Here is a 23,660-nt window from a genome sequence, read left to right on the forward strand (position 1 = left end):
TTTGGTGTTTAAAGAAGAAAATATTGGTTTTGTCTATATGACTTAGACCTCCATCATATACTCATTGAGATTGAAATCATTAGCCAGTTGAAGTTTTTTTCTTAATCTGTATCGTTTGATTTCGATACCACGAAGAGAAATTCCCAACACGGGAGCCATCTCTTTGCTGGAAAGATTCATTCTTAGACAAGCTGCCAAACGAAGTTCCGACGGGGAGATTTCAGGACAGGCTTTCTTCAAACGTTTGAAAAATTCATCATGGACCTCATTGAAATTTTCTTCAAACAAAACCCAGTCGTCTTTCCCGGCGACGTTTCTTTCAATACTATGAAGCAGTTTTTGATAATGAATGTTGGGTAATTGCTGGCCTAATTCCTGTTTTACCTGTTGAAGTTCGTCACGTATTTCCTGTAAAATTTCATTCTTACGAACGACATTGATCGCAACATTACTAAGCTGCTGGCTTTTGTTTTTGATTTCGCTCTGAAGATTTTCATTTCTGATCTCGATGATTCTTCTTTCATTAACCAATGTTTGCTGCCGTAGTTTTTCTTCCTGCTCCTGCAATAGCTTTTTTCGATGAGAGATTAATCTTTTCTCCTGATAGAAAATAATTCCCGTTAGCGCTGCGGCGGCTATCAATACAAATAATAGTTTCGCCCAAACGGTTTCATACCAATACGGATTTACTGAGAAACTGTACGTGGTAATTTGCTCATTCAAATTGCTTTTTACTTCGAAAGTGTATTCTTTGGATTCCAGATTGGTATATTCAACATAACTCTGATCCGTCCATTCGGACCACTGTTCCGAAAGTCCTTTCAAACGATATTTATATTGAAGATTTTGTCCAAAAACTGGTAAAGCATACATAATCCGGATAGACCGGACGTTTTTTGGCAAAACTGTATTGCTTTTCGTTTCAAACATGTCTGCAAGATTTCTCAAATTCACAACCTTACGAATAATAGGAGTCATTGCAGCTGTTATCGGTTTTTCAGCAATAGTCCTGTCATACAGCGCATATCCATTATCTAATCCGAAAAAATAATATTGATTTGATAAAGGGATAATCGTTTCATTATTTCTTAATAGAGACAAATCCAGTGAACGTGAACCGCTTTTATTTGTATAAATTATTTTGCTTAAATAAACTTTAAACCAGTCTCCATCTATTCCTGACCGAATTTTGAAAGCATCGTTGTCATTCCTGTTCAAATCCATGTAAGGCATCAATTTATTTTGATCGTTTGGCTTAAAAAAGCCATTTCCTGAACGAACAAGAAGATTTTGTTTCCATGGCGTGATTTCGACTGCAAACTCGCTGGGGATATCAACCGGAGATTTGTATTCCTGCCAGACTTTTACAGAATCCATATTTTCATTCAAAATAGTCCGGAATAGTCCTTTATAAGCATGAGCGAGCCAAAGCGAGCCATCTTTTGTCATGACAATCTGTTTGATAGGGATAGGTGGTATTCCTTTTATTTCAAAAGCATATACCCAGTTTCCATTGTCATCTTTCCTGTAAGCATGAAGGCCCGTGTATGATCCTTGCAATAAAAGTTTCTCTTTCTTTGTTTCAACCGGAAGGAAGACCCAGCCTCCTGTTACGGATGAAATTCTTTTAATGCCATTTTCTTCAATTCGAAAAGTCGCGTCATTATGCCCACAGAGAAGCTGATCATCAACTACTTTAAGATTCCAGGTTTGTCCTTCCAGCCCTGGAATTGCGCGAAAAGATTCTGCCGACGGCCATTTTTTTACAAAAACGCCATTATTGGACCCAACATAAAGTTTATTCTTCCAGATAGCTGCCGCGTATGTAGAGCCAAGCGGATTATCATTTTTTTGGTAGGAAATGATGGGAGAGGATAACTTTATCAGGTCAATTCCCTGATCCATACCTAGCCAAATATGCTTTCTGCTATCTTCGCTGAGCGCTAAAACTGTATTATTCTGCAAACCATTTTCTTTATTGAAGTGATATTTCAGATTCCCGTTTTTATCAAGAATATAAAGTCCTTTTAATATTGTCCCTAAGGCAAGACTACTATCCGTACTCAGTATGAGAGCTTTATTAATAATATTCTTCTTTAATTCTTCCGCAATCGGAATTTTCCATTCGGTCAGTTTTTCAAAGTCATAAATGAATAAACCATGTTTTGTGGTTGTAATCAAAAGTCGATTATTTGAAAAAGGTAGAATGCTGGAAACTACTGCATTGGCGAGGGATGAAGTGCCGGGAAGCGATAAAAACTTATCATCCTTCAATTCATATAAACCATTTGTCAGCATATTAAAAAACAACCGGTTCCGGACGTTGCGTATGAACATGAAATTTCCTGACGATTTCAGTTCTGTTATCTTTTTGCCATCGTATTTATATATCCTCGCGAAGGATTGAAAATAAATGGCATCGGTGGTTTTTGTGATGTGCCAGATTTCTTCCGTTTTCAGACTTTTGAAATTAGTACCTTGACTGAGTGAGTGATAAATCAGCTGTCCTTTTCCGGTTTTTTGCCAGTAACCAAATTCCGAAAATCCTCCGACATAAACGCGGGAATCTCCGTTTGCGGTAGTATCACATAAAACGGTACGGATTATTTGCCGGTTCGGGAGCTGATATAATTTCCATACTGCGCCGTCATATTCCAGCAAACCGTCAGAATTGGCAACATAAATAATGTGGTCTCTGCTTTGCGCTATTTCCCAGTTTTGGTTGTGCGCTTTGTAAACGGTATTAGGATAATTTATAAGCTGAGGTGTTTCCTGCGCGGTCGCCAGGAAAGGAAATATAAAGAGGATAAGTAAAGTGTAACGCTCGAACAGTTTGTTTTTACCTGGTTGATTGAAAAACAAAATGTCAAAAAAACACTCTTTTATCATTAAAAAAATCATTTTTAATTTGTTTTTAATGTCGTTTTACCTGTTTATTATAGGGTGCTAATACTAGTAAATTCTAAAACAGACCAACGTATATGGTAATAAAAAAAGTACTTTGTTTAATTTTACTGACTTCCTCTGCGGTTATGTCGCAAGTCAAACCGACGGACGATAATAACAAAAGTGACATAAGATACAGTTTGAATCCTTCTGGTTCTCATTATGTTAAATTTACTTTTATCAATCAGGCCTGGTTCAGGCTTAATGATAATAATCCCGGAACGACTGTTCTGACTGATCCTGCCTCTCAGACTTTTGATATAGGTCTGCGCCGTACACGAATACAACTGTTTGGTCAAATTACCGACCGAATATTTTTCTATACGCAGTTTGGGTTGAACAACTTTAACAAGACAAATGGTTTCCCTGGATATAATACGGTCGGGACACCGAGCAACCGCAAAGTTGGAGCTTTTTTTCATGATGCGCTCGGGGAATATGAAGTACAGAGAAAAGGGAATAACTTCATTCGTTTTGGAGGTGGTTTGACAATTGTAAACGGACTTTCCCGTTTTTCGCAACCCAGTATTTCAACGATCATGACGCTGGATGTTCCCATATTTGCACAGGCTACGGTGGATCAAACGGACCAGTTCGCCCGTAAACTTGCCATTTATAGTCGCGGACAAGTCGGTAAGATTAATTATCGCATCAGCGTAGCAGATCCTTTCCCGATTGAAACAAACGGAGCGGTTCCGCCTTCGTTGAATGCCAATTCAGTCTTCGCCCAGAAAAAACATAAAAAGCAATTTGACGGATTATTAATTTACAACATTTTTGAGACCGAAGACAACACCACGCCGGGATATATGACGGGAACTTATTTTGGTAAACGTAAAATCTGGAACATTGAGGCAGGTTTTATCGCGCAGAAAAATGCAACCTGGCGAAAAGAAAGCGTGGATACATTATATAGTAACATGAATCTTTGGTCCGTGGCGTCTTACCTTGATATGCCTTTGAATAAAGATAAAGGAACAGCTGTTTCGGCTTATCTGGGTTATTTTCATATGGGTTATGGCAAGGGTTACCTGCGCTATAACGGAAGTATGAACCCGGCAACAGGAACCACGTTGCCTATAACAGGTGTTAGCGGAACACAGGGAAATGCGTATCCGATGTTTGGAACCGGTAACGTGATTTATTCACAGTTTGGTTATAAACTTAAAGATGGATTGTTACGAAGTCATGGGACACTGATGCCGTACGCATCTTTACAGAAGTCGGATTATGAACGATTACGGGATCCGATGATTCTTTATAATGTTGGTGTCAACTGGCTGATGAAGGGGAATAATGGAAAGCTGACGCTTAACTATGAAAACCGCCCGATTTATAAAAACAGTACGATTGCAAATGAACTTCAAAAAGATTTAAGGAAGGGATCCTGGATCCTGCAATATCAGGTTTCTATCTGATAAATAACATTAGCGTAATAATTAAAGAAGCCAACCTTTAAAAGGTTGACTTCTTTTTTTGTTTTTAGAAAGTAAGCGCACCATTCATTGCTCTTACTGCTTCTGCGGATTTTTCGTATGCCGCTTTTTCTGCATCGCTCAGGCGAAGGTTGATGATTTTCTCCCAGCCATTACGGCCCAGAACCACGGGAACACCCATACAAATATCCTTTTGGCCATATTCACCATTCAAATAAACACCACATGGAACGATACGTTTCTGGTTGCGAACGATACTTTCAACCATCATCGCAGCAGCAGCACCCGGCGCGTACCAGGCCGAAGTTCCGATAAGTTTCGTAAGTGTTGCACCGCCCACCATGGTATCAGCAGCAACCTGTTCCAGTTTTTCAGCTGAAAGGAAACGGCTCACAGGAATACCATTATAAGTAGCCAGGCGTGTCAAGGGTATCATGGTTGTATCGCCGTGTCCGCCAATTACCATGGCATGTATGTCACTTGGAGAAACATCCATGGCAAGTGCAAGATATGTTTTAAAACGGGCACTGTCCAAAGCGCCGCCCATTCCGATAAGACGTTTTTTAGGAATACCTGATTCTTTTAAAGCAAGGTAAGTCATGGTATCCATAGGATTGGAAACAACGATGATAATTGCCTTTGGAGAATATTTTAAAATATTTTCAGTTACTGATTTTACGATGCCTGCATTAATACCGATAAGCTCTTCACGAGTCATGCCGGGTTTGCGTGGAATACCGGAAGTGATCACCACTACATCAGATCCTTTTGTTTTTTCATAGTCATTTGTTGAACCGATTGGCTTTGTGTTAAAACCAAGCAATGCAGCGGTTTGGTACATATCCAATGATTTTCCTTCACTTACACCTTCTTTTATATCCAGCAGCACCAACTCTTCCGCCAATTCGCGACGAATAATATTATCAGCTGTGGTTGCACCCACAGCACCTGCGCCTACGACTGTAATCTTCATAAAAAAATATAGTTAATTGTATAAAAATTAATGTTTTGAAATATAACCTAAAAATAGGGTACTTAATTTGTTAAAACCACAAGCTGATTTGATTTTTGTAAGAAAAGTAGTTCGGAATGATCCGAAATGCAATTTTTTACGTAATTAGATAGTTATATTGTCATCACAAACCACTTTTTCTTTATTTAGGAAATGAATAATGATTCGTTGATCACAAGAATATTACATTCAATTTTTTTTAAAAAGGCAACCGGAAAGGCAGGAAGATATGCTGGAAACGCAAGCCGTCTTTTCGAGTTAGCAGGTGAAGTTGTTGGCAAACTGAAACATATTGGCTTTAAGGGAAATCTGTCGGAGTTTCAAAGCAGTGTACAATTGCTGGTCCGGATGGTGAAAGCTTATTCTTCGGGAGCGTATAAGAATTTGCCTTGGAAAAGTCTGGTATCAATTGTTGCGGTGTTAATTTATTTTGTATCACCAATTGACCTGATTCCTGATTTTCTGCCTGTTATAGGAATTACCGATGACATTGCGCTGGTGCTTTGGCTGATCAGGACACTGGGAGAAGATATTCGTAAATTCAGTGAATGGGAAAAGAATGAAAAAACAATTAATATAGGATAAAGTGTCTGAAGTTTTAGTTCTTTTCAAAATAATAAGTATTTTTGTAAACATATAATCAAAGAATAGATATGGAATCAGTAACTGTTTTAGGGGGAATTATGGGATTGGGTGGACAAGAGATCTTTTTGGTAGCTTTGTTCGTTTTGCTTTTCTTTGGTGCAAAAAAAATTCCTGAATTAATGCGTGGTTTGGGCCAGGGGATTAATGAGTTCAAAAACGCTACCAAAGACGTAAAAGAGAATATTGAAAAAAGCATGGAAGATACTACCACAAAGTAGTTTTTCCGTTGTATTGTGTACATAACAGAGCCGTTTAGTAAAAACTTAAATGGCTCTGATTTTTTATTTGTTACCCGCCAAAAATAATTACGTTGAAAGAGTACCCGACGCTGACCGAGATACAAAATGATTTGCGTGGAGGAGGTTTAACCTGCGTGCAGTTGGTAAATCATTATTTGGAACGGATTGAGTCCAATGCCCATTTAAATGCTTTCGTTGAAGTATATTCAGAAGAAGCGCTCCGCCTTGCTTCTGAAATTGATATTAAAATCCGGAATGGGACCGCAGGTAGGCTTGCCGGACTTATTATAGGGTTAAAAGATGTCCTTTCTCATAAAGGACATGGCGTACAAGCCGGAAGCCGGATTTTAGATTCTTATATTGCTCCTTACACCGGAACAGCCGTACAACGCCTTCTTGATGAAGATGCGATTGTAATCGGTCGTCAGAATTGTGACGAATTTGCGATGGGATCATCCAATGAAAGTTCATCATTCGGTCCGGTATTAAATGCTGCAGACAATTCCAAAGTACCTGGCGGTTCTTCCGGAGGCTCTGCCGTTGCTGTACAAGCCGGGCTTTGTCATGCTTCTTTGGGTAGTGATACGGGTGGATCGGTCCGCCAACCCGCTGCCTTTTGTGGTGTCATTGGTGTGAAACCTTCCTATGGCCGTGTTTCCCGTTATGGTCTTATTGCTTACGCTTCTTCTTTCGATTGTATCGGACCGATTACCAAAAGTATTGAGGATGCCGCTTTGCTATTGGAAGTTATGGCTGGAGGCGATGATTTTGACAGTACCGTTTCTTTAAAAGAAGTACCCGCTTATTCCAAAAATCTGGATTGGAATGGTAAAGCTAAAATTGGCTATATTCGGGACACGATTGAAAATGAATCTATTGCACCTGAAATTCGGGAACAAACATTAGAAGTTCTTAATCGTTTGCGCGCATCGGGGCATGAGGTAACGCCGGTTGAAATGCCTTTGCTGGATTATTTATTGCCAACTTATTATATTCTTACAACGGCTGAGGCCAGTTCAAATTTATCAAGATTTGATGGTGTTCGTTATGGCCATAGATCTGCTGTAAAAGGTGATCTGGAGGCTCTTTATAAAAATACCAGAACCGAAGGTTTTGGTGAAGAAGTAAGGAGAAGAATATTATTAGGTACTTTTGTTTTAAGTGCAAATTATTACGACGCATACTATACCAAGGCGCAACGCGTTAGAAGATTGGTGCGGGAAGAAACCGAACGCTTTTTCGGGCAGTTTGATTTTCTTATTTCACCTGTAACACCAACGACCGCGTTCACAATCGGAGAGAAAACAGAAGATCCTTTACAAATGTATCTTGCTGATATATTTACAGTTCAGGCCAATGTTGTGGGAAATCCCGCTGTTTCTATTCCCAACGGCGTCGATAAAGAGGGTATGCCGATCGGTATTCAAATTATGGCTCCCTTTTTTGAAGAGCAAAAGATGCTTTCATTTGCAAATCATCTTTCATTAATTTTAAAAGAAAATATTTTAGAGGCGTAATTTACCTGCGGAATACTAACTTTGTTTCAGTTTGTGGTAAAAAGATTGAAAGTAACTAAAACCAAATTAATATTATTTGACACCGGTGTTTGTGTAAAATAATTGTGCCAGTAGTAGATAGTTTTTTTAAATTGATACCAATCAATCTGAAAGATTATAAATAGTACGTCATTTTTCTATAAAGTATTCATCATCAGACATTGACTATTTGATAACAGGAATTGACTAACCCATCAAAAAGCATAATTAATGAGGATTTCAAAAAGAGTATTGTGGCTTGGAGCCGTGTGTGTGGGATTGTGGAATTCGCCGGTTATGGCGACAATACAACAAGAGAAATTAGGAATTATTGGCCCGGACACGCTAGGGATAGCAGCGGAAGCTGATGAAAATACCAACATTCCTATGCTTCCTAATGTGGAGGAAATTGGTTTAACGCCAGCTATTCCCGAGGAACTGTTACGAGAGCGGTTTGCAAAACTGGAAAAGTCAATTCCGTTGACATATCATAAGTCTTCCCACGAATTTGTGGAATACTTTATCTACAAGAAAACAAAGTTCACCATCAGTATGATGGAGAAAATGCCTCTTTACTTCCCCTTATTTGAAAAAACACTTCAGAAATACGGTCTTCCGACAGAGCTGAAATATTTGTCAATGATTGAGTCTGGACTGAATCCAACTGCCCTTTCAAGAGTAAGAGCAGGTGGATTGTGGCAGTTTATGCCTGCAACCGGCCGTGAGTTCGGATTGTACCAGGATAGTTATATTGACGAACGCTTTGAGCCGGTAAAAGCAACCGAAGCTGCGTGCCGCTATCTGAAACAGCTTTATAATATTTTTGGAGACTGGGAATTAGCCTTAGCTTCTTACAATACAGGCCCGGGAAACGTGAAACGTGCCATGCGCCGTTCTCATGGAACTACTTTCTGGGGAATTTATAATGCGCTTCCAAAAGAAACAAGATCATATGTGCCTCAATATGTGGCCATGAATTACATGATGAACTACGGAAATGATCACGGAGTTTATGCGCAAAATCCTGAATATCAAATCCCTAATGATACGATCCATGTAAATGGTTATATTAATTTAGTGACTTTTTGTGAAACCAGCGGTATTGATTTTGAGGAATTGAATAAACTTAATCCTCAGTTGACCAAAACAATTTTACCCGATCAAACACGTGATTTTGTTTTGAAAGTACCGAGTGTGAAGTATACTTATCTGATGAGCAATAGAAACGTGATCATGGATTCCTGTACCCGCAGATTGCTTCCTTCAGGCGTATTGCTTGCCGGAATTGACAGTGCCAGAGCAGCTGCATTAGGGAAAGGCGCATTTCCTTATGCCTACGTTGACGGCGATCAGTACGGAAATGATTATGCTGATGGAGGGGTAACAAAAATTAAATCTAAGAAATCTTCACATACCGTTAAGAGAGGGGAGACTTTGCAATCTATTTCAAGAAGATATGATGTTGCGGTTGCCGAATTGAAGAGATGGAATCATATGCGCAAAAACGCATTGAAGAGAGGTCAGCGACTGGTTTTTTACAAGGATGTAAAAGTTAAGATAAAACCGGTTGTTATGGCTGCTTCCGCAAAACCTGAAAAGGAACTGTCTAAAATTGATACAATTGAAAAAGTAGTTTTAGCAGATAGCGAGGGACAGGATGAAAGTGAAGAAATTCAGCAAACCGGAAGTATTACAAAAATCCAGTCGAAGAAATCTTCCCATATTGTTAAAAGAGGCGAAACGCTGGAATCTATTTCAAGAAAATATAATGTAGAAATAGCTGAACTGAGAAACTGGAACCATATTCGCAAAAGTGCGATCAAAGGCGGACAGAAGCTGATTGTTTACAAAGATGTAAAAGTTACAGTTCCTGCAACCATGATAGCTTCTGCAAAAAATGAAAAAGCAGACATACCGGATAAAGAAGAAACCAGAAAATCAAGACATATCAAAATGCGGTACCACACGGTACAGCAAGGCGATACGCTATGGAATATCTCGCTGCGTTACGGTTTGCCTGTTACAGTTTTGAAAAAGGCAAACAAGATCAGAGGAAACGAGATTAAACCAGGAATGAAATTAATCGTATCGAGCTAGAAGTAGCTTTATTAACACACATACTATACTTATGATTGCCTACGTTGACGGAACCGTAACTTATAAAGATCCTGCTTTTGCTGTTATTGACATCCAGGGTCTGGGTTATGAGGTTCGTATTTCTTTGCAGACCTACGCTGCTATGCCGGATGTTGGGAAGCGGTGTAAGCTGGTCACTTATCTGAATATCCGGGAAGACGCACACGTACTTTTCGGTTTTTTGGAAAATGATGAAAAAAAACTTTTTCTTGATTTGATCAGTATTTCAGGAGTTGGTCCTTCAACAGCGCTGGTTATGCTTTCTTCTCTCTCATCTGCTGAGATCCGTCAGGGTATCATCGATGAAGATTTACGTTTGATCCAGTCCATGAAAGGAATCGGGTTGAAAACGGCACAAAGAGTAATATTGGAGCTAAGTGATAAAATGCGCAAAGATGCAATGCTTACTACCGGGGTAAAAACGCCTGGCAGTTCAAACAATGCTCTGAGAAGCGAAGCGTTGGCAGCTTTGGTTACTTTGGGTATTCCAAAGGCAACTGCGGAAAAAAGCGTGGATACGATTATCAAACGGGAAGGCTACGAAATAACGGTGGAGCAATTAATTAAACTTGCGCTTCGTTAATCTGGATTTTAACATAATTGTTCGTAAAATATGGATAAGCTTTTTACCGGTTTGTTGAATATGTTGCTATTGATGATTGCAAAACCCCTCTCAAAATAAAGATTATTAGCCTTGTCATCAACTGTTTACTCATCTCTTTTTAAGGCTGTAACAATTTCAACCGGAGCGATGCTGCTGGCAACGGCTTCTGTTGACCAAAAGGAATCATATTCTGAGGCTGCTGCCGACTGGGCCATACTCTCTGATACGATCGGGGATACCACACGAAAAAATGTGGATCGGTCAGGTAATCAGTTGATTATGCGTTGGAAAGATTATTATTCCAATAAATTTGCCCAGCCTCGTCCGCGATCTCCATTTTATCTTAAAGATCCGGCCAATATTTCAACATCGATCTTACTGGATAGTTCAGGTAAGATTGGCGTGACTGAAACTATAACAACGCCAACAGGAAATCTGGATTACCGTGCTCCGGAAAACATGGATCTTGAAACCTACGACAAGGCGTTGGAAGATCGTGCGTTTAAGAGTTTGTTAAGAGAATATTCTTCGCGTCAGGATGGGAAAAGTGCAATGGGAGCGCGGGGCCTTTTGCCAAAACTGGATGTTCCGCCGGCGCTTTCTAAAATCCTGGGAGATAAATTTCTGGATTTTAAACCAACCGGATTTGTTGCACTGGACCTTGGTGTAATGAACCAGTTTATTGACAATCCGGCTCTTCCGATTCGTCAGAGGAGGAATACCAACTTTATTTTTAACGAACAAATCAGCATTAACTTCAATGCCAACCTTGGAGACAGGCTTGGTTTTTTGACCAACTTCGATACAAAAGCCAGCTTTAACTTTGAAAATGCATTAAAGCTGAATTATAAAAATCCTGAGGAAAGTTTTCTGAGAAAAGTGGAAGCTGGTAATATTAACTGGGCCATAAACAGTCAGTTAATTCCTGGTGTTCAGAATCTTTTTGGTTTAAAAACTGACTTTCAGTTTGGTCGTTTAAGCGCCACATTTGTAGCATCCCAGCAGCGTTCAAGTAAGGAACGGATTGTTTTACGGGGCGGAGCGCAAAGCCGGGATTTTGAAATACGGGTCGATACTTATGACGAAAATCGTAACTTTTTCCTATCTCAGTTTTTCCGTAGTAAATATGAAGCTGCTTTAAAAAATACACCACAGATCACTTCAGGTATTACCATTACCCGGATGGAAGTTTATGTGACGAACAGAACAACGACGACTGAATCGTTGCGTAACGTGGTTGGTTTTACAGATCTTGGAGAACCAGTACCTTACAGAACCAGCAATACAAGTCTCCAGCCAATTCGCGCTAATTTACCTGCTGATAATGCTACCAACGGATTATTCCAGACACTTGCAAATAATACTGCTTTCCGTCAGGTTGATAATACAAATTCTTCAATCACGGCTTTGGGGTTTGAAAAAACGGTGGATTATGAATTGTTGAGAGGTGCGAAGAAACTGGTTCAGGATCGGGAATATACTTTTCATCCGCAGTTAGGCTATATTTCTTTGACTACCCCACTGAGAAATGATGAAGTTCTGGGTGTTGCTTATGAATATACTTATAACGGAAGATCTTATAAAGTAGGAGAGCTTACAGAAGATTATCAGAATCGTAAAGATGATGAGGTAATCGCGCTGAAATTAATCAAATCTTCAACAATTCGTAACAATACGAAGTTGCCGATGTGGGATTTGATGATGAAAAACGTCTATACGCTTGGGACAAGCTCCATTGAAAAAACCGGATTTCAACTTCGGATAATTTATAAAGATGACCTTACCGGTATTGATAATCCTAATTTACAGGAAAGTAATCTTGCCAATATCCCGTTGATCCGCGTAATGGGACTTGACCGCTTGAATCCGGTAAATGATTTGCAGCCCGACGGAAATTTTGACTTTGTTGACGGTGTTACGATTGACACAAAAACAGGCCGTGTGTTTTTCCCGGTTTTGGAGCCGTTCGGATCCAACCTTACAACAAGAATTTCAGACGAGGCGTATCGGTCAAAATACGTTTTTAACGAACTGTACCGCACGACCATGATCGATGCGCAGCAAGTGACAACGCATAATAAGTTTTATCTGAAAGGATCGTATCAATCCAGCGGAGGAACGGAAGTTTCTCTGCCTTATGGTGTTTTGGAAACATCGGTTACCGTTACTTCCGGTGGTGTACCGCTTGCTGCCGGTTCTGATTATATTGTTGAAGCACAAATTGGCCGTGTCCGGATATTGAACAGCAGTGTAATGAATTCCGGACGTGAAATTGTGATTGAATACGAACGTCCCGATATGTTCCAGAATCAAATCAGAACATTACTGGGAACTCACCTTGACTATGTGGTTAACCGCGATATCAGTTTGGGTATGACAGCGATTCGCTATCACGAAAAACCTGCCGGATTTTTGACACGTGTAGCGATTGGTAATGAGCCGGTAAACAATACAATGCTTGGTTTCAGTATCAATATTCGCAAAAATGTTCCTTTCCTGACGCGCTGGCTGGATGCTCTTCCGTTTTTGCAAACGAAGGAAATGTCAACGATTCAGTTTAAGGGAGAGTTTGCTAAATTATTCCCTGGCGTTTCAAAAGAAGTGAATAACCGCTCATTGATTGATGACTTTGAGTCTACAAGAACAATTTATGATTTAGCACGTCAGCCGCAAAAGTGGAGATTATCCGCAGTGCCTCCAAAATTCCATGAAGGCTTTGATGGCAAATCGCTGAATTATGGATATAAAAGAGCAAAGATTTCGGCTTATGTTGTAGATAATCTTTTCGGAGGATCGGCAGGTTTGGGCGGCAGTGCACAGCCTCCAACGAATATTACAGACGTTGACCGCCAGAATTTTTATGAAAGGTTATACCTTCCAAAAGATATTTTCCCATTAAGGTCCGTGGCTGGTTTGATCAATTATCCTCAAAACATTCTTGATGTTGCATACTACCCGAACGAACGTGGTATGTATAATTATAACACAGATTTGGATGCGAATGGCCGCTTAAAAACAACGCGACAAAATTTCGGAGGATTAAGCAGAGCGATTACTTCTGATAATGATTTTGATAATGCCAATATTGAAAGTATCGAATTCTGGATGCTTGATCCATTTATTACCGGTGATAATGGTATTGTCCGGGATGGGAATCCTGGCTCACCGGGAACCTTTAATACCAATAATACAACAGGTGGTAAGTTAATGTTCAACCTGGGAGATATCTCCGAAGATGCAATTCCTGATGAACGATATAATTTTGAAAATGGATTGCCAATTGTCAACAAGGTGGTGGGAGACAATGTTGAGCAGACGATTTGGGGACAGGTTACTAAATCGCAATATTTGATCAATGCATTCAGCAACGAATCCGGAGCACGCCAAAAACAGGATGTAGGTCTGGATGGATTAAGTAATGAAGAAGAAAGAACATTTTTTAAGGAATATCTGGATCGTTTACCAGCGAATCTTTCTGCGGATGCAAAAGCTAAAATACTAGCGGATCCTTCCGGAGATGATTTTAAATATTTCCTTGGGGCGGATCTGGATGCTGAAAACCTGAAAGTTCTTCAGCGTTATAAGGACTACATCGGTATGGAGAATAACTCTCCGGAAAGTGCGGGCAACGCGTCGCTAATCACACCTGCCTCCACCAGCGTTCCTGATGGGGAGGATATGAATGTTGATAATACCATTAACGATAACGAAGCATACTACGAATACCAAATCGATTTACAGCCAGGCCAGCTAAAAGTTGGTAACGGTTTTATTGTAGATCAAACGACAACAGACGGGCAGAACTGGTATTTGTTCCGTGTTCCTATCAAAGAATTTACGGGGCAGGTTGGAACGATCAGTGGTTTTAAATCCATTCGTTTCATGCGAATGTATCTGACGGATTTTCAGCAGCCTGTTGTATTGCGTTTTGCCCAGCTTCAAATGATCGGACAGCAGTATCGTAAATATACATATAATCTGGACGTGGCCGGATTGCAGGAAGTTCCTGAACCTTACGATGCCAAATTTACGGTCGGAACTGTAAGTATTGAAGAAAATAGCGGGACCTCAAGCACAGCGAAAAAATATGTTTACCAATTGCCTCCGGGTTGGCAGCGTGATCAGGATTTTACACAGAGACCAACTTTGCAACTGAACGAGCAATCGATGAGTTTATGTGTGACTGATCTGCGTGATGGTGATTCAAGAGCAGTTTATAAAAACGTAAATCTGGATCTGTTGTTCCGCAAGCGTCTGCGCATGTATATACACATGCAAAACGATGCAAATGAAAACAGTATGGTAGGTGCATTTATGCGCATTGGAACCGACCTTACCCAGAACTATTATGAAATTGATATTTCGGGCCTTACGTCAACCGCTGAAGGTGTTGCAACTAGCGAACTGGTCTGGCCGGAGAATAATGAATTGAACATTGCGCTGGCTGATCTGGTACTTGCCAAAACAAATAGAAATAAGGCTATTGGTAGAAATCAGTCCACGCCGTACGTCATGATGACAACGGACGGAAGATATAAAATAACGGTTGTCGGAAATCCGGATTTGAGTGCAGTTCGTGTGATGATGATTGGTATGCGAAATCCAAAGTCAGCTGACGAACGTTCGAAAACGTTTTGTATCTGGACGGATGAAATGCACGCCGAAGGTTTTGATGACCATGGTGGCTGGGCAGCTATTGCCCAGTTAAACGCAAAACTTGCAGATTTCGCAACGGTGACCGCTTCCGGGCGTATTGAAACTTTCGGTTTTGGAAGTGTTCAGCAGCGGATTGGTGAGCGATCAAGAAACCTGACTACGGAATATGGTTTTTCATCGAATATTGCTGTTGATAAATTGCTGCCTCAGGAATGGGGCTTCAGTATTCCATTATTCGTAAGTTATGACAGGCGAAATGTAAAACCGCATTTTGATCCGCTCGATCCCGATGTTCCTTTATCAACGACGCTGGCCAATTTACAATCAGATGAAGAGCGGGATGGTTACCGGCGACTCGTTGAGGAGAACGCAGTCAGGCGAGGGATAAACTTCTCAAACGTCAGGAAAATAAAAACAAAACCCGGAGTCAAAAACCATTTCTATGATTTTGAAAACCTATCCTTTACTTACGCTTTCAGTGACGATACCCGAAGGAATATTCTAACACAGGAATATAATCAACGCGCATATAAGGGAGGCATAAATTATATATTCAGTAGTCAGCCAAAACCGTTTGAGCCTTTCAAAAAAATGAAAGCAACAAACCGCTATGCTGAATTTGTAAGGGATTTTAATGTGACATTGCTGCCCAACATGGTTTCTTTGCGGGCTGATGTTGACCGTCGTTTTGCCAGAACACAGCTTCGGAATGCTGATTTGACTACGGATGGTCAGGTACCGATGTTTGAAAAATATTTCTGGTTTAATCGTTATTACGATTTTGGCTGGAATCTGACCAAGAACATGACTTTGTTATACAACGCTTCTGCGAATTCGATTATCGATGAGCCGATGGGAGATATTAATACGTCGCAAAAGAAGGATTCCCTGTGGCATAACTTCATGAAACTGGGCCGGATCAAGAATTTTGACCAGAAGATAAAATTGACCTACCGTTTGCCTTTGGATAAAATTCCGCTTCTGGACTGGATGACGGCTGATTATTCGCATTCGATCGACTATAATTATCAGGCGAATGCACTGGGATTGGTAGATAGCGACAGTCTTCCGTTTGGAGATATTATCCGAAATAGCAGAGAAAGAGGTATTTCAGGAAAGGTCGATTTTGTAATGCTTTATAACAAATTACGTTACCTGAAATTTGCCAATACACCTTCCGCGCAGAAAAAGAATTTTGCAAGAAGTCCGGGTGATATTGAAGATATCGACATGCGATCAACAGATCTTTTGAAAAATATTACACGGGTTTTAATGACAGTGCGAGGTATTAATGTCAGTTATTCTGTATTGGAAACCACAGCACTTCCGGGATATTTGAGAGCACCGAAACATTTTGGTCTTGACAATGCCAATGCTCCGGGACTGGGATTTGTCTTAGGCCAGCAGGACAGGAATTTCCAAACGAAGGCCGGACAAAAAGGATGGATTACGGCGAGCAAGGAGCAAAACCAGCCTTTCCAGCAAACCATTGCCAAAAACTTTGCAGCCAATACTTCGCTTGAACCTTTCAAGGATTTCAGGATGCAGATTGAAGTCAGGCTCACGAGGCAGGATGCTTATCAGGAATTTTACCGGCCGGATTCTACCGGAAATTATTCGCATGAAAATCCATTAAGAAATGGCCAGTTCAGTATGTCATTTATGTCTTTCAGAACTGCATTTGCCAAAATCCGGAAAGATAATTCGTCACCCGTTTTTGATAAATTTGTTAGTTATCGTGCCATACTTCGTGACCGTCTGAATAGTGAAAATGGCAGTGGAGGAGAATACAATGAAAACTCTCAGGATGTTTTGATCTCGTCATTCTTTGCGGCATATACCGGAAAAGATCCCAAAACAGTTCGTACCAATCCGTTCCTCAAATTCCCGATGCCGAACTGGGATATCAACTATGACGGATTGTCGAGACTGCCCGGATTCAAGAAGATATTCAGCAGTTTCACCATGAAGCACAAATATGTATCAACTTACAGTGTTGGTAACTTTACATCAAATCTTGATTATTCAGCGTTGTATGTAAATCTTGCGGTGACGGGTTATCCGTTGTCATCAAAGACGAATTATCTTGGACAATACGTGCCGGTTTTCTCAATGAGTACGATTACGCTTTCCGAGAAATTCGCTCCTTTGATCGGGGTGACTTTCCGGACGCAAAGCCGGATTACAGGAAGTATAGATTACAACCGTGACAGAACGGTTGCCCTGAACCTTTCCAACGCTCAGGTTGCAGAATTATTTAATCAGGACGTGACTGTCAATATTGGTTTTACCAAAAACAATGTTCCGCTGCCATTCAAAATTAATGGTGTCAAAAAGAAGCTGAAAAATGATATGACGATGCAGCTTGGTCTTACTTTCCGTGATACGCGTTCAATCCAGCGGAAATTTGACGGGGAAAATATACCGATTGCCGGTAATATAAATTTCCAGCTGCACCCGACAATTAATTATGTTGTTAACAATCGTTTAAGCTGCCAGTTTTATTTTGACAGGACATTTAATGACCCGCTGGTGTCCAACTCATTTTACCGGGCAAGTACTTCCGGAGGTGTTCAGTTGAAGTTCAATTTGGCAGAATAAAATTTCGATTTGGAAAATACATTGTACATCGTGTAATTTGCGCTTGAATACGATTCAAAACTTACTATAAATATACCATGGAATTCCCTTCAGAACTAAAGTACACAGAAGATCACGAATGGATCCGTATTGAAGGTGATACGGCTTTTATCGGAATTACAGATCACGCACAGAAAGAATTGGGTGACATCGTGTATGTAGATATTAATACAGTTGGGGATTCGCTCGAAAAAGGAGAGGTCTTTGGCTCAGTTGAAGCTGTTAAAACAGTTTCTGACTTATTCCTTCCGATTGCCGGAACAGTTACAGAAGTTAACGACGAACTTGATGCTGAACCGGAATTGGTAAACTCTGATCCTTACGGAAGAGGCTGGATGGTTAAAGTAACTCTGGCTAATCCGGAAGACACCGAAGGTTTGCTTTCTGCCGAAGATTACAAACAATTTATTGGAGAATGATGAAAGCATTAAAGCTCCGAAGGGAGCTTTTTTTTTGCTTATTGAAAAAAGGGATTTTAATACAGGTGAATCATCGCATTGCTGTAAGAATCAGTGTTGATAAAAATAAATTCGCTTAGTGCGGTCACAACAATTTATGAAAGTATTAATTCGATCGGTTCGAATCATTGATAAAAAATCATCTTTCCACGATCAGGTCCGGGATATACTGATCGTGGATGGAAAAATAGCGCAGATAGGCGATGACTTGTCTGCGGAAGGTGCAGAAGTAAAAGAAGGAAACGGATTATGTGTTTCCACAGGATGGATCGATATGCGTGTCGCTTCCCGTGATCCTGGTTTTGAGCATAAGGAAGATCTTGTATCGGTTCGGGAAACTGCTGCACATGGAGGGTTCACAGAAATTGTTTTGTTGCCCAATACCCAGCCGGTTGTTGACAGTAAGGATACATTAAATTATATCCGCCAGTCGGGACTTGGAAGTTTAGTGAAGCTACATGTTGCTGCGGCTGTTACCAAAAAAACAGCCGGTGTAGATTTTACAGAAATGATCGACCTGCACACAGCCGGTGCGATTGCTTTTACGGATGGAGAGCATCCGGTACAGAATGCAGATTTATTTCTTAAAACGATTCTTTATTTACAGCCTCTTAATGGATTGCTGATGAATCGTCCGGAAGATACGCAGCTAACCATTTTTGGTCAGATGCATGAAGGCATAACCAGCACTTTGAACGGAATGAAAGGAATGCCTTCGCTTGCCGAGGAAATGATGCTGAACAGGGATTTGAAATTACTGGAATATGCTTTGGATAAATCAACGTTGGAATTGACAGGCCAGCCAATGCTGCATATTTCGCTGGTTTCTACAAAAGAAGCAGTGGATCTGATTCGTCAGGCAAAGGAAAAAGGATTGCCGGTTTCCTGTGATGTGGCAGCGCATCAGCTGGCTTTTGAAGATAAGGATTTAATTGATTTTGATACAAATTTAAAAGTAAATCCGCCATTCCGCGGTCCGTCGGACCACCAAGCGATTCGTGAAGGTTTACTGGACGGAACTATTGATGCCATCGTTTCGGATCACAATCCGCATGATGAAGAAAGTAAAAACCTTGAATTTGATCATGCAGATTTTGGTATAACAGGACTGGAAACGGTTTTCTCTCTTGCCAAAATGTACAGCGGATTAAATGTTGAGGACATTGTTGAGAAACTGACTACCAAGCCAAGACATATATTAAGGCTCGAAGAAACAAATATTGCTGAAGGTTCTGTTGCCAATCTGACGTTTTTTGAACCGGAAACGGATTGGACTTTCAGTAAAACCTATTCAAAATCAAAAAATACCCCGTTCCTGGGACAAACATTAAAAGGCGCCGTGCGTGGAGTTTTTAATAATAGTCGCCTGGAGTGGTTTTAAAGTTCATATTGAATGACAGGTTGACAAATCAGTTTAACGATTTGGCGGCCTGTCATTCTATCATTATTTATCATGAAATCAATCCTAGAGTATTTTAATAAACCTCTTTTAAAAGTGTCAATGATTTTCGGTTTGATAACCGGGCTTTTGGCATTCGCTTTTTTTCTTGGGCTTTACGCCTTAGGTATTGTTCCGCTTGGAAATAATAAAGTGATGGATATGGGTATCCATGTGATTATGATCGCGGGGGCATGCTGGTATTTTCGTAAAAAAATCGGGAATGGTTTTCTGCATTTATGGGAAGCGCTCACAATTGGATATGTGGTAAATACCATTGCTGCATTTATTAACGGATGGCTTATTTATCTTTTTATTACGTATATTGATCCATCTGTTTTTACAAATTATCTTGCTGAAATGGGCGCGCTTTTGGAGCAGGGAAAAGAGGAGCTTGTTAAAAACATTGGAAACGCAGAATTCCTGAAAATGTATGCAAGTATTCAGGCTATGGATCCTTCTGAAATCATTACAGATGAGATCAGTAAGAAAACGGTGATGGCCATTATTCCAATTTTGATTATATCACTGATTTTCAGAAAACAGGATTATGGAGTATTTCATAATAAACCTTAAATTTACTTTAATCACGCTAAGTAACATACAAATCCTCTGAACCACCACAATGGAAGAAACAGCATCTACCGCCCGTACCGCACTTAAATATGGAGTTCTGACATCCGTAGCAATTATGGTTTTCACGACAATCCTGAATATTTCAGGCCAATCACAAAATAAGTGGCTGGCCATGATATCATACGTCATAATGATTGTTGGCATTGTTTTAGCCATGAAAGAATTCCGTGAAATCAATAAAGGTTTCATGACTTATGGAGAAGGGTTGGGTTTGGGAAGTTTGGTTTCTGCCATTTTGGGTTTTTTCGCGTCGATGTTTGCGATGGTTTATATCAAATTCATCGATCCAACGATTATGACGCAGACATTGGATAAAGCCAGAGCAGATATGGAAGCTCAGGGTTTGGATGATTCGCAGATCGACCGGTTTATGGAAACGTCGGAAAAGTTTAGTTCGCCGGGAATAATGTTCGCGGCCGGAGTCTTCGGATATTTAATTATGGGCTTTATTTTCTCTTTGGTTATTGCAGCAATTGTCCGTCGGGAAAAACCGGTTTTTGAGTAGCAGATTTTGATAAGGCAGTCTTGCAAAAGTTTATAATTTCCCGATTGTTTGAAATATCATTTATAGAAGTCCGTTGTTCAGAGTGATCTGATGTCAACTACTTATTTACATTTTTTAGTTATAAAGTGTTTACAATTTTTCAAAAAGAGATTGGCAGTTTTTTTAATTCGCTGGTTGCCTATATGGTCATGGCAGTGTTTCTTATTGCTGTCGGGCTCATTGTATGGGTTTTCCCGGATTCTAATGTGCTGGATTACGGATATGCGGATCTTGCATCGTTTTTCAGTCTGGCTCCTTATGTGTTGCTTTTTTTGATCCCGGCCATTACGATGCGTTCACTGGCAGAGGAAAGTCGGACAGGAACACTTGAATTATTATTGACAAAACCGATTCGCAACTGGGAGTTGATTCTTGGTAAATTCTTTGCGAACTGGGTTCTTGTACTTTTGACTATTTTACCGACATTTCTTTATTATTTCAGCATTTACAAACTGGGCAATCCGGTTGGTAATATTGATTCTGCGGCTGTTTTTGGCTCTTATATCGGCCTTTTTCTTTTTAGCGGCGTTTTGGTTTCGATGGGAATATGGGCTTCCTCTTTAAATGAAAATCAGATTATTGCATTTATTGTCGGCGTTTTCGTGGCATTTATCTGGTATATCGGATTTGGATCGATTTCTTCTTTACTGGAAAGTGGTTTTATAGCAGAAGTTTTTAGCTGGACTGCGCTTGACGAACAATATCGTTCTTTGGGAAAAGGGCTGATAGATTCCCGCAACGTAATTTATCTTATCAGTCTAATGGTATTTTTCCTCTATCTCACTTACGGGCGAGTTGAAGCATTAAGGAGATAAGCTTTCCGGATTATCTTTTTAAATAGTTGATCCGATTTTTCTGAGGGTACTGTTAAGAATTGTTAACTGTATATTACAGACTGTACGTAAATCTTGTTCTGTTGGCTCTTTTGGGGCATAATTCCATTCTTCCTTTATTATTTTCAACTTTTGTTTATTCTTAAATGCAGCAATTGATCTAAGATTCTGCTTTGCACGTATATTAAGAAAAACACACTAAGATGAATAATTCAACAAGCCTTAGGGTAAGAGCCCCGTCTCTTATCGTAAGTACTATTTCAAATAATGGTTTCGGGAATGTAATATTATACATACCAAATAACCAGTTCTTGGGAAATTTTATTAGCTTGCCAATAAGAAATTTTAAATTTAATGTTAAGCGACTCTTGGCGACTAGCAAAGTAAAATATTCGGAAGAAGAACTGGTGGTTGCGCTCAAAAGGAATGAGCGGGCTGCTTTCGAATTCCTGTACGATCACTATTCTGGGGCACTGTTTAATATCATATGTAAAACATTGCGTGATGAAGAACGAGCAGCAGATGTAATGCAGGAATCATTTTTGAAAATCTGGAAAAACATTGCCTCGTACAATCCGGAAAAGGGAAGACTGTTTACGTGGATTTTGAATATTGCCCGTAATGGTGCGATTGATGCCGCCCGAGTGGAAGGCAGAAAGCCTATCATGGATGATATAGAAAACCGGTCAGTTCAGAATGAGCCTGACGTGAGTGGAGAGTTGAGTACTACGAGTTCGGAGATTAAATCAATCGTTAATATGCTTCGGCCTGAACGAAAGATCCTCATTGATATGGCTTATTTTCAGGGCTATACGCATGAAGAAATTTCCGAAGAATTGCAGATTCCGCTGGGTACAGTGAAATCAAGGATCCGAACAGCATTACAAGAGTTAAAACAATACTTTGCAGTATGAATATCCTAGCCTACATAGAGTCCGGTATATTAGAGGAATATGTATTGGGCACCGTTTCTCCTCAGGAGAAGCAGGAAGTAGAGTGTATGTCTCACATTTATCCTGAGATTAAAGAGGAATTGATGCGTACAGAGAGCGCTTTGGAACAGTATGCGCTCAAATACCAAACGCCTCCACCCGCTTCTTTGAAAGAAACGCTTTTTGCTCAGATGAATTTCGATGAGGTGATAAAACCTGAGTTGGCTGAACCAGCTGATACTGACGTATCTGCGCTGGAAGAAGCTGATAGAGAAAATACGATTAAAATTTTGCCGGTTACTGAACAGATTCAAACAGAAGAGCCGATAGCGGAGAGAAATGTTTTTACAAATGAATTAAATACAGGCGGTACAGTTATTTATCCTGCCTGGGCGAAATTTGCAGTAGCAGCGTCTATTTTATTTGCCTTGCTTTTCGGTTGGTCAGCGATGAAAACCTCAGATTTGACAAAACAAAATGAAGAGTTGGCCGCTAGTTCGGAAACGATGAAATCGGATCTGGATGTGTTGAAAAAAGATGCAGAATATAACCAGACGTTAGCTGCGCTTTATAGAAATCCAAGTTTCAAAGTTGTGAAAATGTCCGGCTTAGCAAAATCTCCGGAAAGTTCAGTAGCAGCCATTTGGGATACCAAAACAAATGAGATATTATTGGATGTTCAAAATCTGCCGGCAGCACCGCAGGGAAAACAATACCAGTTGTGGACTATTGTAGATGGAAAACCGGTTGACATGGGTGTTCTGGATCAGGAATTCAGTAAAAAACTTCTGAAAATGAAACAGGCAAATCCATCAGCTGTGGCCTTCGCGATTACATTGGAAAAGACAGGTGGAAGCCCAAGCCCGACAATGGAAGATATGTTTGTAATGGGTAAGGTTTAGAAGATAAAAGGCATAAACTGCTTTAAAAGATAAATAAAACGTCCGCATAGAAAGGTAACTTTCTGTGC

At 40.2% G+C, this 23,660-nt stretch carries 16 protein-coding genes; 14 read left to right on the plus strand and 2 right to left on the minus strand.

The features are described 5' to 3' along the window. Positions 1 to 42: 42 nt before the first annotated feature. Positions 43 to 2,889, minus strand: coding sequence for a triple tyrosine motif-containing protein (locus FDK13_RS03605; RefSeq protein WP_137338600.1), 2,847 nt, complete (start codon positions 2,887 to 2,889; stop codon positions 43 to 45). A 92-nt stretch (positions 2,890 to 2,981) separates the two neighbouring features. Here FDK13_RS03605 and FDK13_RS03610 point away from each other — a divergent pair, with 92 nt between their 5' ends. Beyond that, the gene (locus FDK13_RS03610) at positions 2,982 to 4,364 is read left to right on the plus strand and encodes a hypothetical protein (RefSeq protein ID WP_229215882.1); all 1,383 of its coding nucleotides are present in this window, start codon (positions 2,982 to 2,984) and stop codon (positions 4,362 to 4,364) included. 64 nt (positions 4,365 to 4,428) lie between these two features. Here the strand turns inward: FDK13_RS03610 and mdh are convergent, their stop codons facing one another. Further along, positions 4,429 to 5,355 carry a malate dehydrogenase gene (mdh, locus tag FDK13_RS03615; RefSeq protein ID WP_137338601.1) on the minus strand — a complete coding sequence of 309 codons (927 nt, stop codon included), beginning with the start codon at positions 5,353 to 5,355 and terminating at the stop codon, positions 4,429 to 4,431. 192 nt (positions 5,356 to 5,547) lie between these two features. Here mdh and FDK13_RS36545 point away from each other — a divergent pair, with 192 nt between their 5' ends. The 13 genes from FDK13_RS36545 to FDK13_RS03680 all read left to right on the plus strand — a co-directional run bounded on the left by FDK13_RS36545 (position 5,548) and on the right by FDK13_RS03680 (position 23,592). After that, positions 5,548 to 5,979, plus strand: a complete 432-nt coding sequence (locus FDK13_RS36545; protein WP_170982700.1) for a YkvA family protein — start codon at positions 5,548 to 5,550, stop codon at positions 5,977 to 5,979. 68 nt (positions 5,980 to 6,047) lie between these two features. Beyond that, positions 6,048 to 6,257, plus strand: a complete 210-nt coding sequence (locus FDK13_RS03625) for a Sec-independent protein translocase subunit TatA/TatB (RefSeq protein WP_137338602.1) — start codon at positions 6,048 to 6,050, stop codon at positions 6,255 to 6,257. Positions 6,258 to 6,349: 92 nt separating this feature from the next. Then, a complete protein-coding gene (gatA, locus tag FDK13_RS03630; protein WP_137338603.1) occupies positions 6,350 to 7,795 on the plus strand; it encodes an Asp-tRNA(Asn)/Glu-tRNA(Gln) amidotransferase subunit GatA in 1,446 nt (481 codons plus the stop codon). Positions 7,796 to 8,044: 249 nt separating this feature from the next. Then, entirely contained in the window at positions 8,045 to 9,910 is a 1,866-nt protein-coding gene (locus FDK13_RS03635; protein ID WP_137338604.1) for a LysM peptidoglycan-binding domain-containing protein, read from the plus strand. A 31-nt stretch (positions 9,911 to 9,941) separates the two neighbouring features. Next, positions 9,942 to 10,532, plus strand: coding sequence for a Holliday junction branch migration protein RuvA (ruvA, locus tag FDK13_RS03640; protein WP_137338605.1), 591 nt, complete (start codon positions 9,942 to 9,944; stop codon positions 10,530 to 10,532). Between the two features lie 111 nt (positions 10,533 to 10,643). Continuing rightward, a complete protein-coding gene (gene sov, locus FDK13_RS03645; protein ID WP_137338606.1) occupies positions 10,644 to 17,810 on the plus strand; it encodes a T9SS outer membrane translocon Sov/SprA in 7,167 nt (2,388 codons plus the stop codon). A 77-nt stretch (positions 17,811 to 17,887) separates the two neighbouring features. Further along, positions 17,888 to 18,268, plus strand: a complete 381-nt coding sequence (gene gcvH / locus FDK13_RS03650) for a glycine cleavage system protein GcvH (RefSeq protein WP_137338607.1) — start codon at positions 17,888 to 17,890, stop codon at positions 18,266 to 18,268. Positions 18,269 to 18,404: 136 nt separating this feature from the next. Then, a complete protein-coding gene (locus FDK13_RS03655; RefSeq protein WP_137338608.1) occupies positions 18,405 to 19,688 on the plus strand; it encodes a dihydroorotase in 1,284 nt (427 codons plus the stop codon). 72 nt (positions 19,689 to 19,760) lie between these two features. Further along, a complete protein-coding gene (locus tag FDK13_RS03660) occupies positions 19,761 to 20,321 on the plus strand; it encodes a DUF4199 domain-containing protein (protein WP_137338609.1) in 561 nt (186 codons plus the stop codon). Positions 20,322 to 20,370: 49 nt separating this feature from the next. Further along, positions 20,371 to 20,886 (plus strand): DUF4199 domain-containing protein, encoded by a 516-nt coding sequence (locus FDK13_RS03665; protein WP_137338610.1) that lies wholly within the window; start codon positions 20,371 to 20,373, stop codon positions 20,884 to 20,886. A gap of 125 nt (positions 20,887 to 21,011) precedes the next feature. Then, positions 21,012 to 21,740 (plus strand): gliding motility-associated ABC transporter permease subunit GldF, encoded by a 729-nt coding sequence (gene gldF / locus FDK13_RS03670; RefSeq protein ID WP_137338611.1) that lies wholly within the window; start codon positions 21,012 to 21,014, stop codon positions 21,738 to 21,740. A gap of 386 nt (positions 21,741 to 22,126) precedes the next feature. Further along, a complete protein-coding gene (locus FDK13_RS03675) occupies positions 22,127 to 22,672 on the plus strand; it encodes an RNA polymerase sigma factor (protein ID WP_229215883.1) in 546 nt (181 codons plus the stop codon). After that, a complete protein-coding gene (locus tag FDK13_RS03680) occupies positions 22,669 to 23,592 on the plus strand; it encodes an anti-sigma factor (protein WP_137338612.1) in 924 nt (307 codons plus the stop codon). The genes FDK13_RS03675 and FDK13_RS03680 overlap by 4 nt, the downstream gene beginning before the upstream one ends. Positions 23,593 to 23,660: the final 68 nt, after the last annotated feature.

Source organism: Dyadobacter frigoris (assembly GCF_005280585.1).
GTDB classification, from domain to species: Bacteria; Bacteroidota; Bacteroidia; order Cytophagales; family Spirosomataceae; genus Dyadobacter; species Dyadobacter frigoris.

Coding starts and splice junctions, on each gene's coding strand:
- FDK13_RS03605 (WP_137338600.1), bottom strand. CDS start 2,889: ATGATAAAAGAGTGTTTTTTTGACATTTTGTTTTTCAATCAACCAGGT.
- gcvH (WP_137338607.1), top strand. CDS start 17,888: ATGGAATTCCCTTCAGAACTAAAGTACACAGAAGATCACGAATGGATC.
- FDK13_RS03665 (WP_137338610.1), top strand. CDS start 20,371: ATGGAAGAAACAGCATCTACCGCCCGTACCGCACTTAAATATGGAGTT.
- FDK13_RS03635 (WP_137338604.1), top strand. CDS start 8,045: ATGAGGATTTCAAAAAGAGTATTGTGGCTTGGAGCCGTGTGTGTGGGA.
- FDK13_RS36545 (WP_170982700.1), top strand. CDS start 5,548: ATGAATAATGATTCGTTGATCACAAGAATATTACATTCAATTTTTTTT.
- mdh (WP_137338601.1), bottom strand. CDS start 5,355: ATGAAGATTACAGTCGTAGGCGCAGGTGCTGTGGGTGCAACCACAGCT.
- FDK13_RS03655 (WP_137338608.1), top strand. CDS start 18,405: ATGAAAGTATTAATTCGATCGGTTCGAATCATTGATAAAAAATCATCT.
- FDK13_RS03625 (WP_137338602.1), top strand. CDS start 6,048: ATGGAATCAGTAACTGTTTTAGGGGGAATTATGGGATTGGGTGGACAA.
- FDK13_RS03610 (WP_229215882.1), top strand. CDS start 2,982: ATGGTAATAAAAAAAGTACTTTGTTTAATTTTACTGACTTCCTCTGCG.
- ruvA (WP_137338605.1), top strand. CDS start 9,942: ATGATTGCCTACGTTGACGGAACCGTAACTTATAAAGATCCTGCTTTT.
- FDK13_RS03660 (WP_137338609.1), top strand. CDS start 19,761: ATGAAATCAATCCTAGAGTATTTTAATAAACCTCTTTTAAAAGTGTCA.
- FDK13_RS03680 (WP_137338612.1), top strand. CDS start 22,669: ATGAATATCCTAGCCTACATAGAGTCCGGTATATTAGAGGAATATGTA.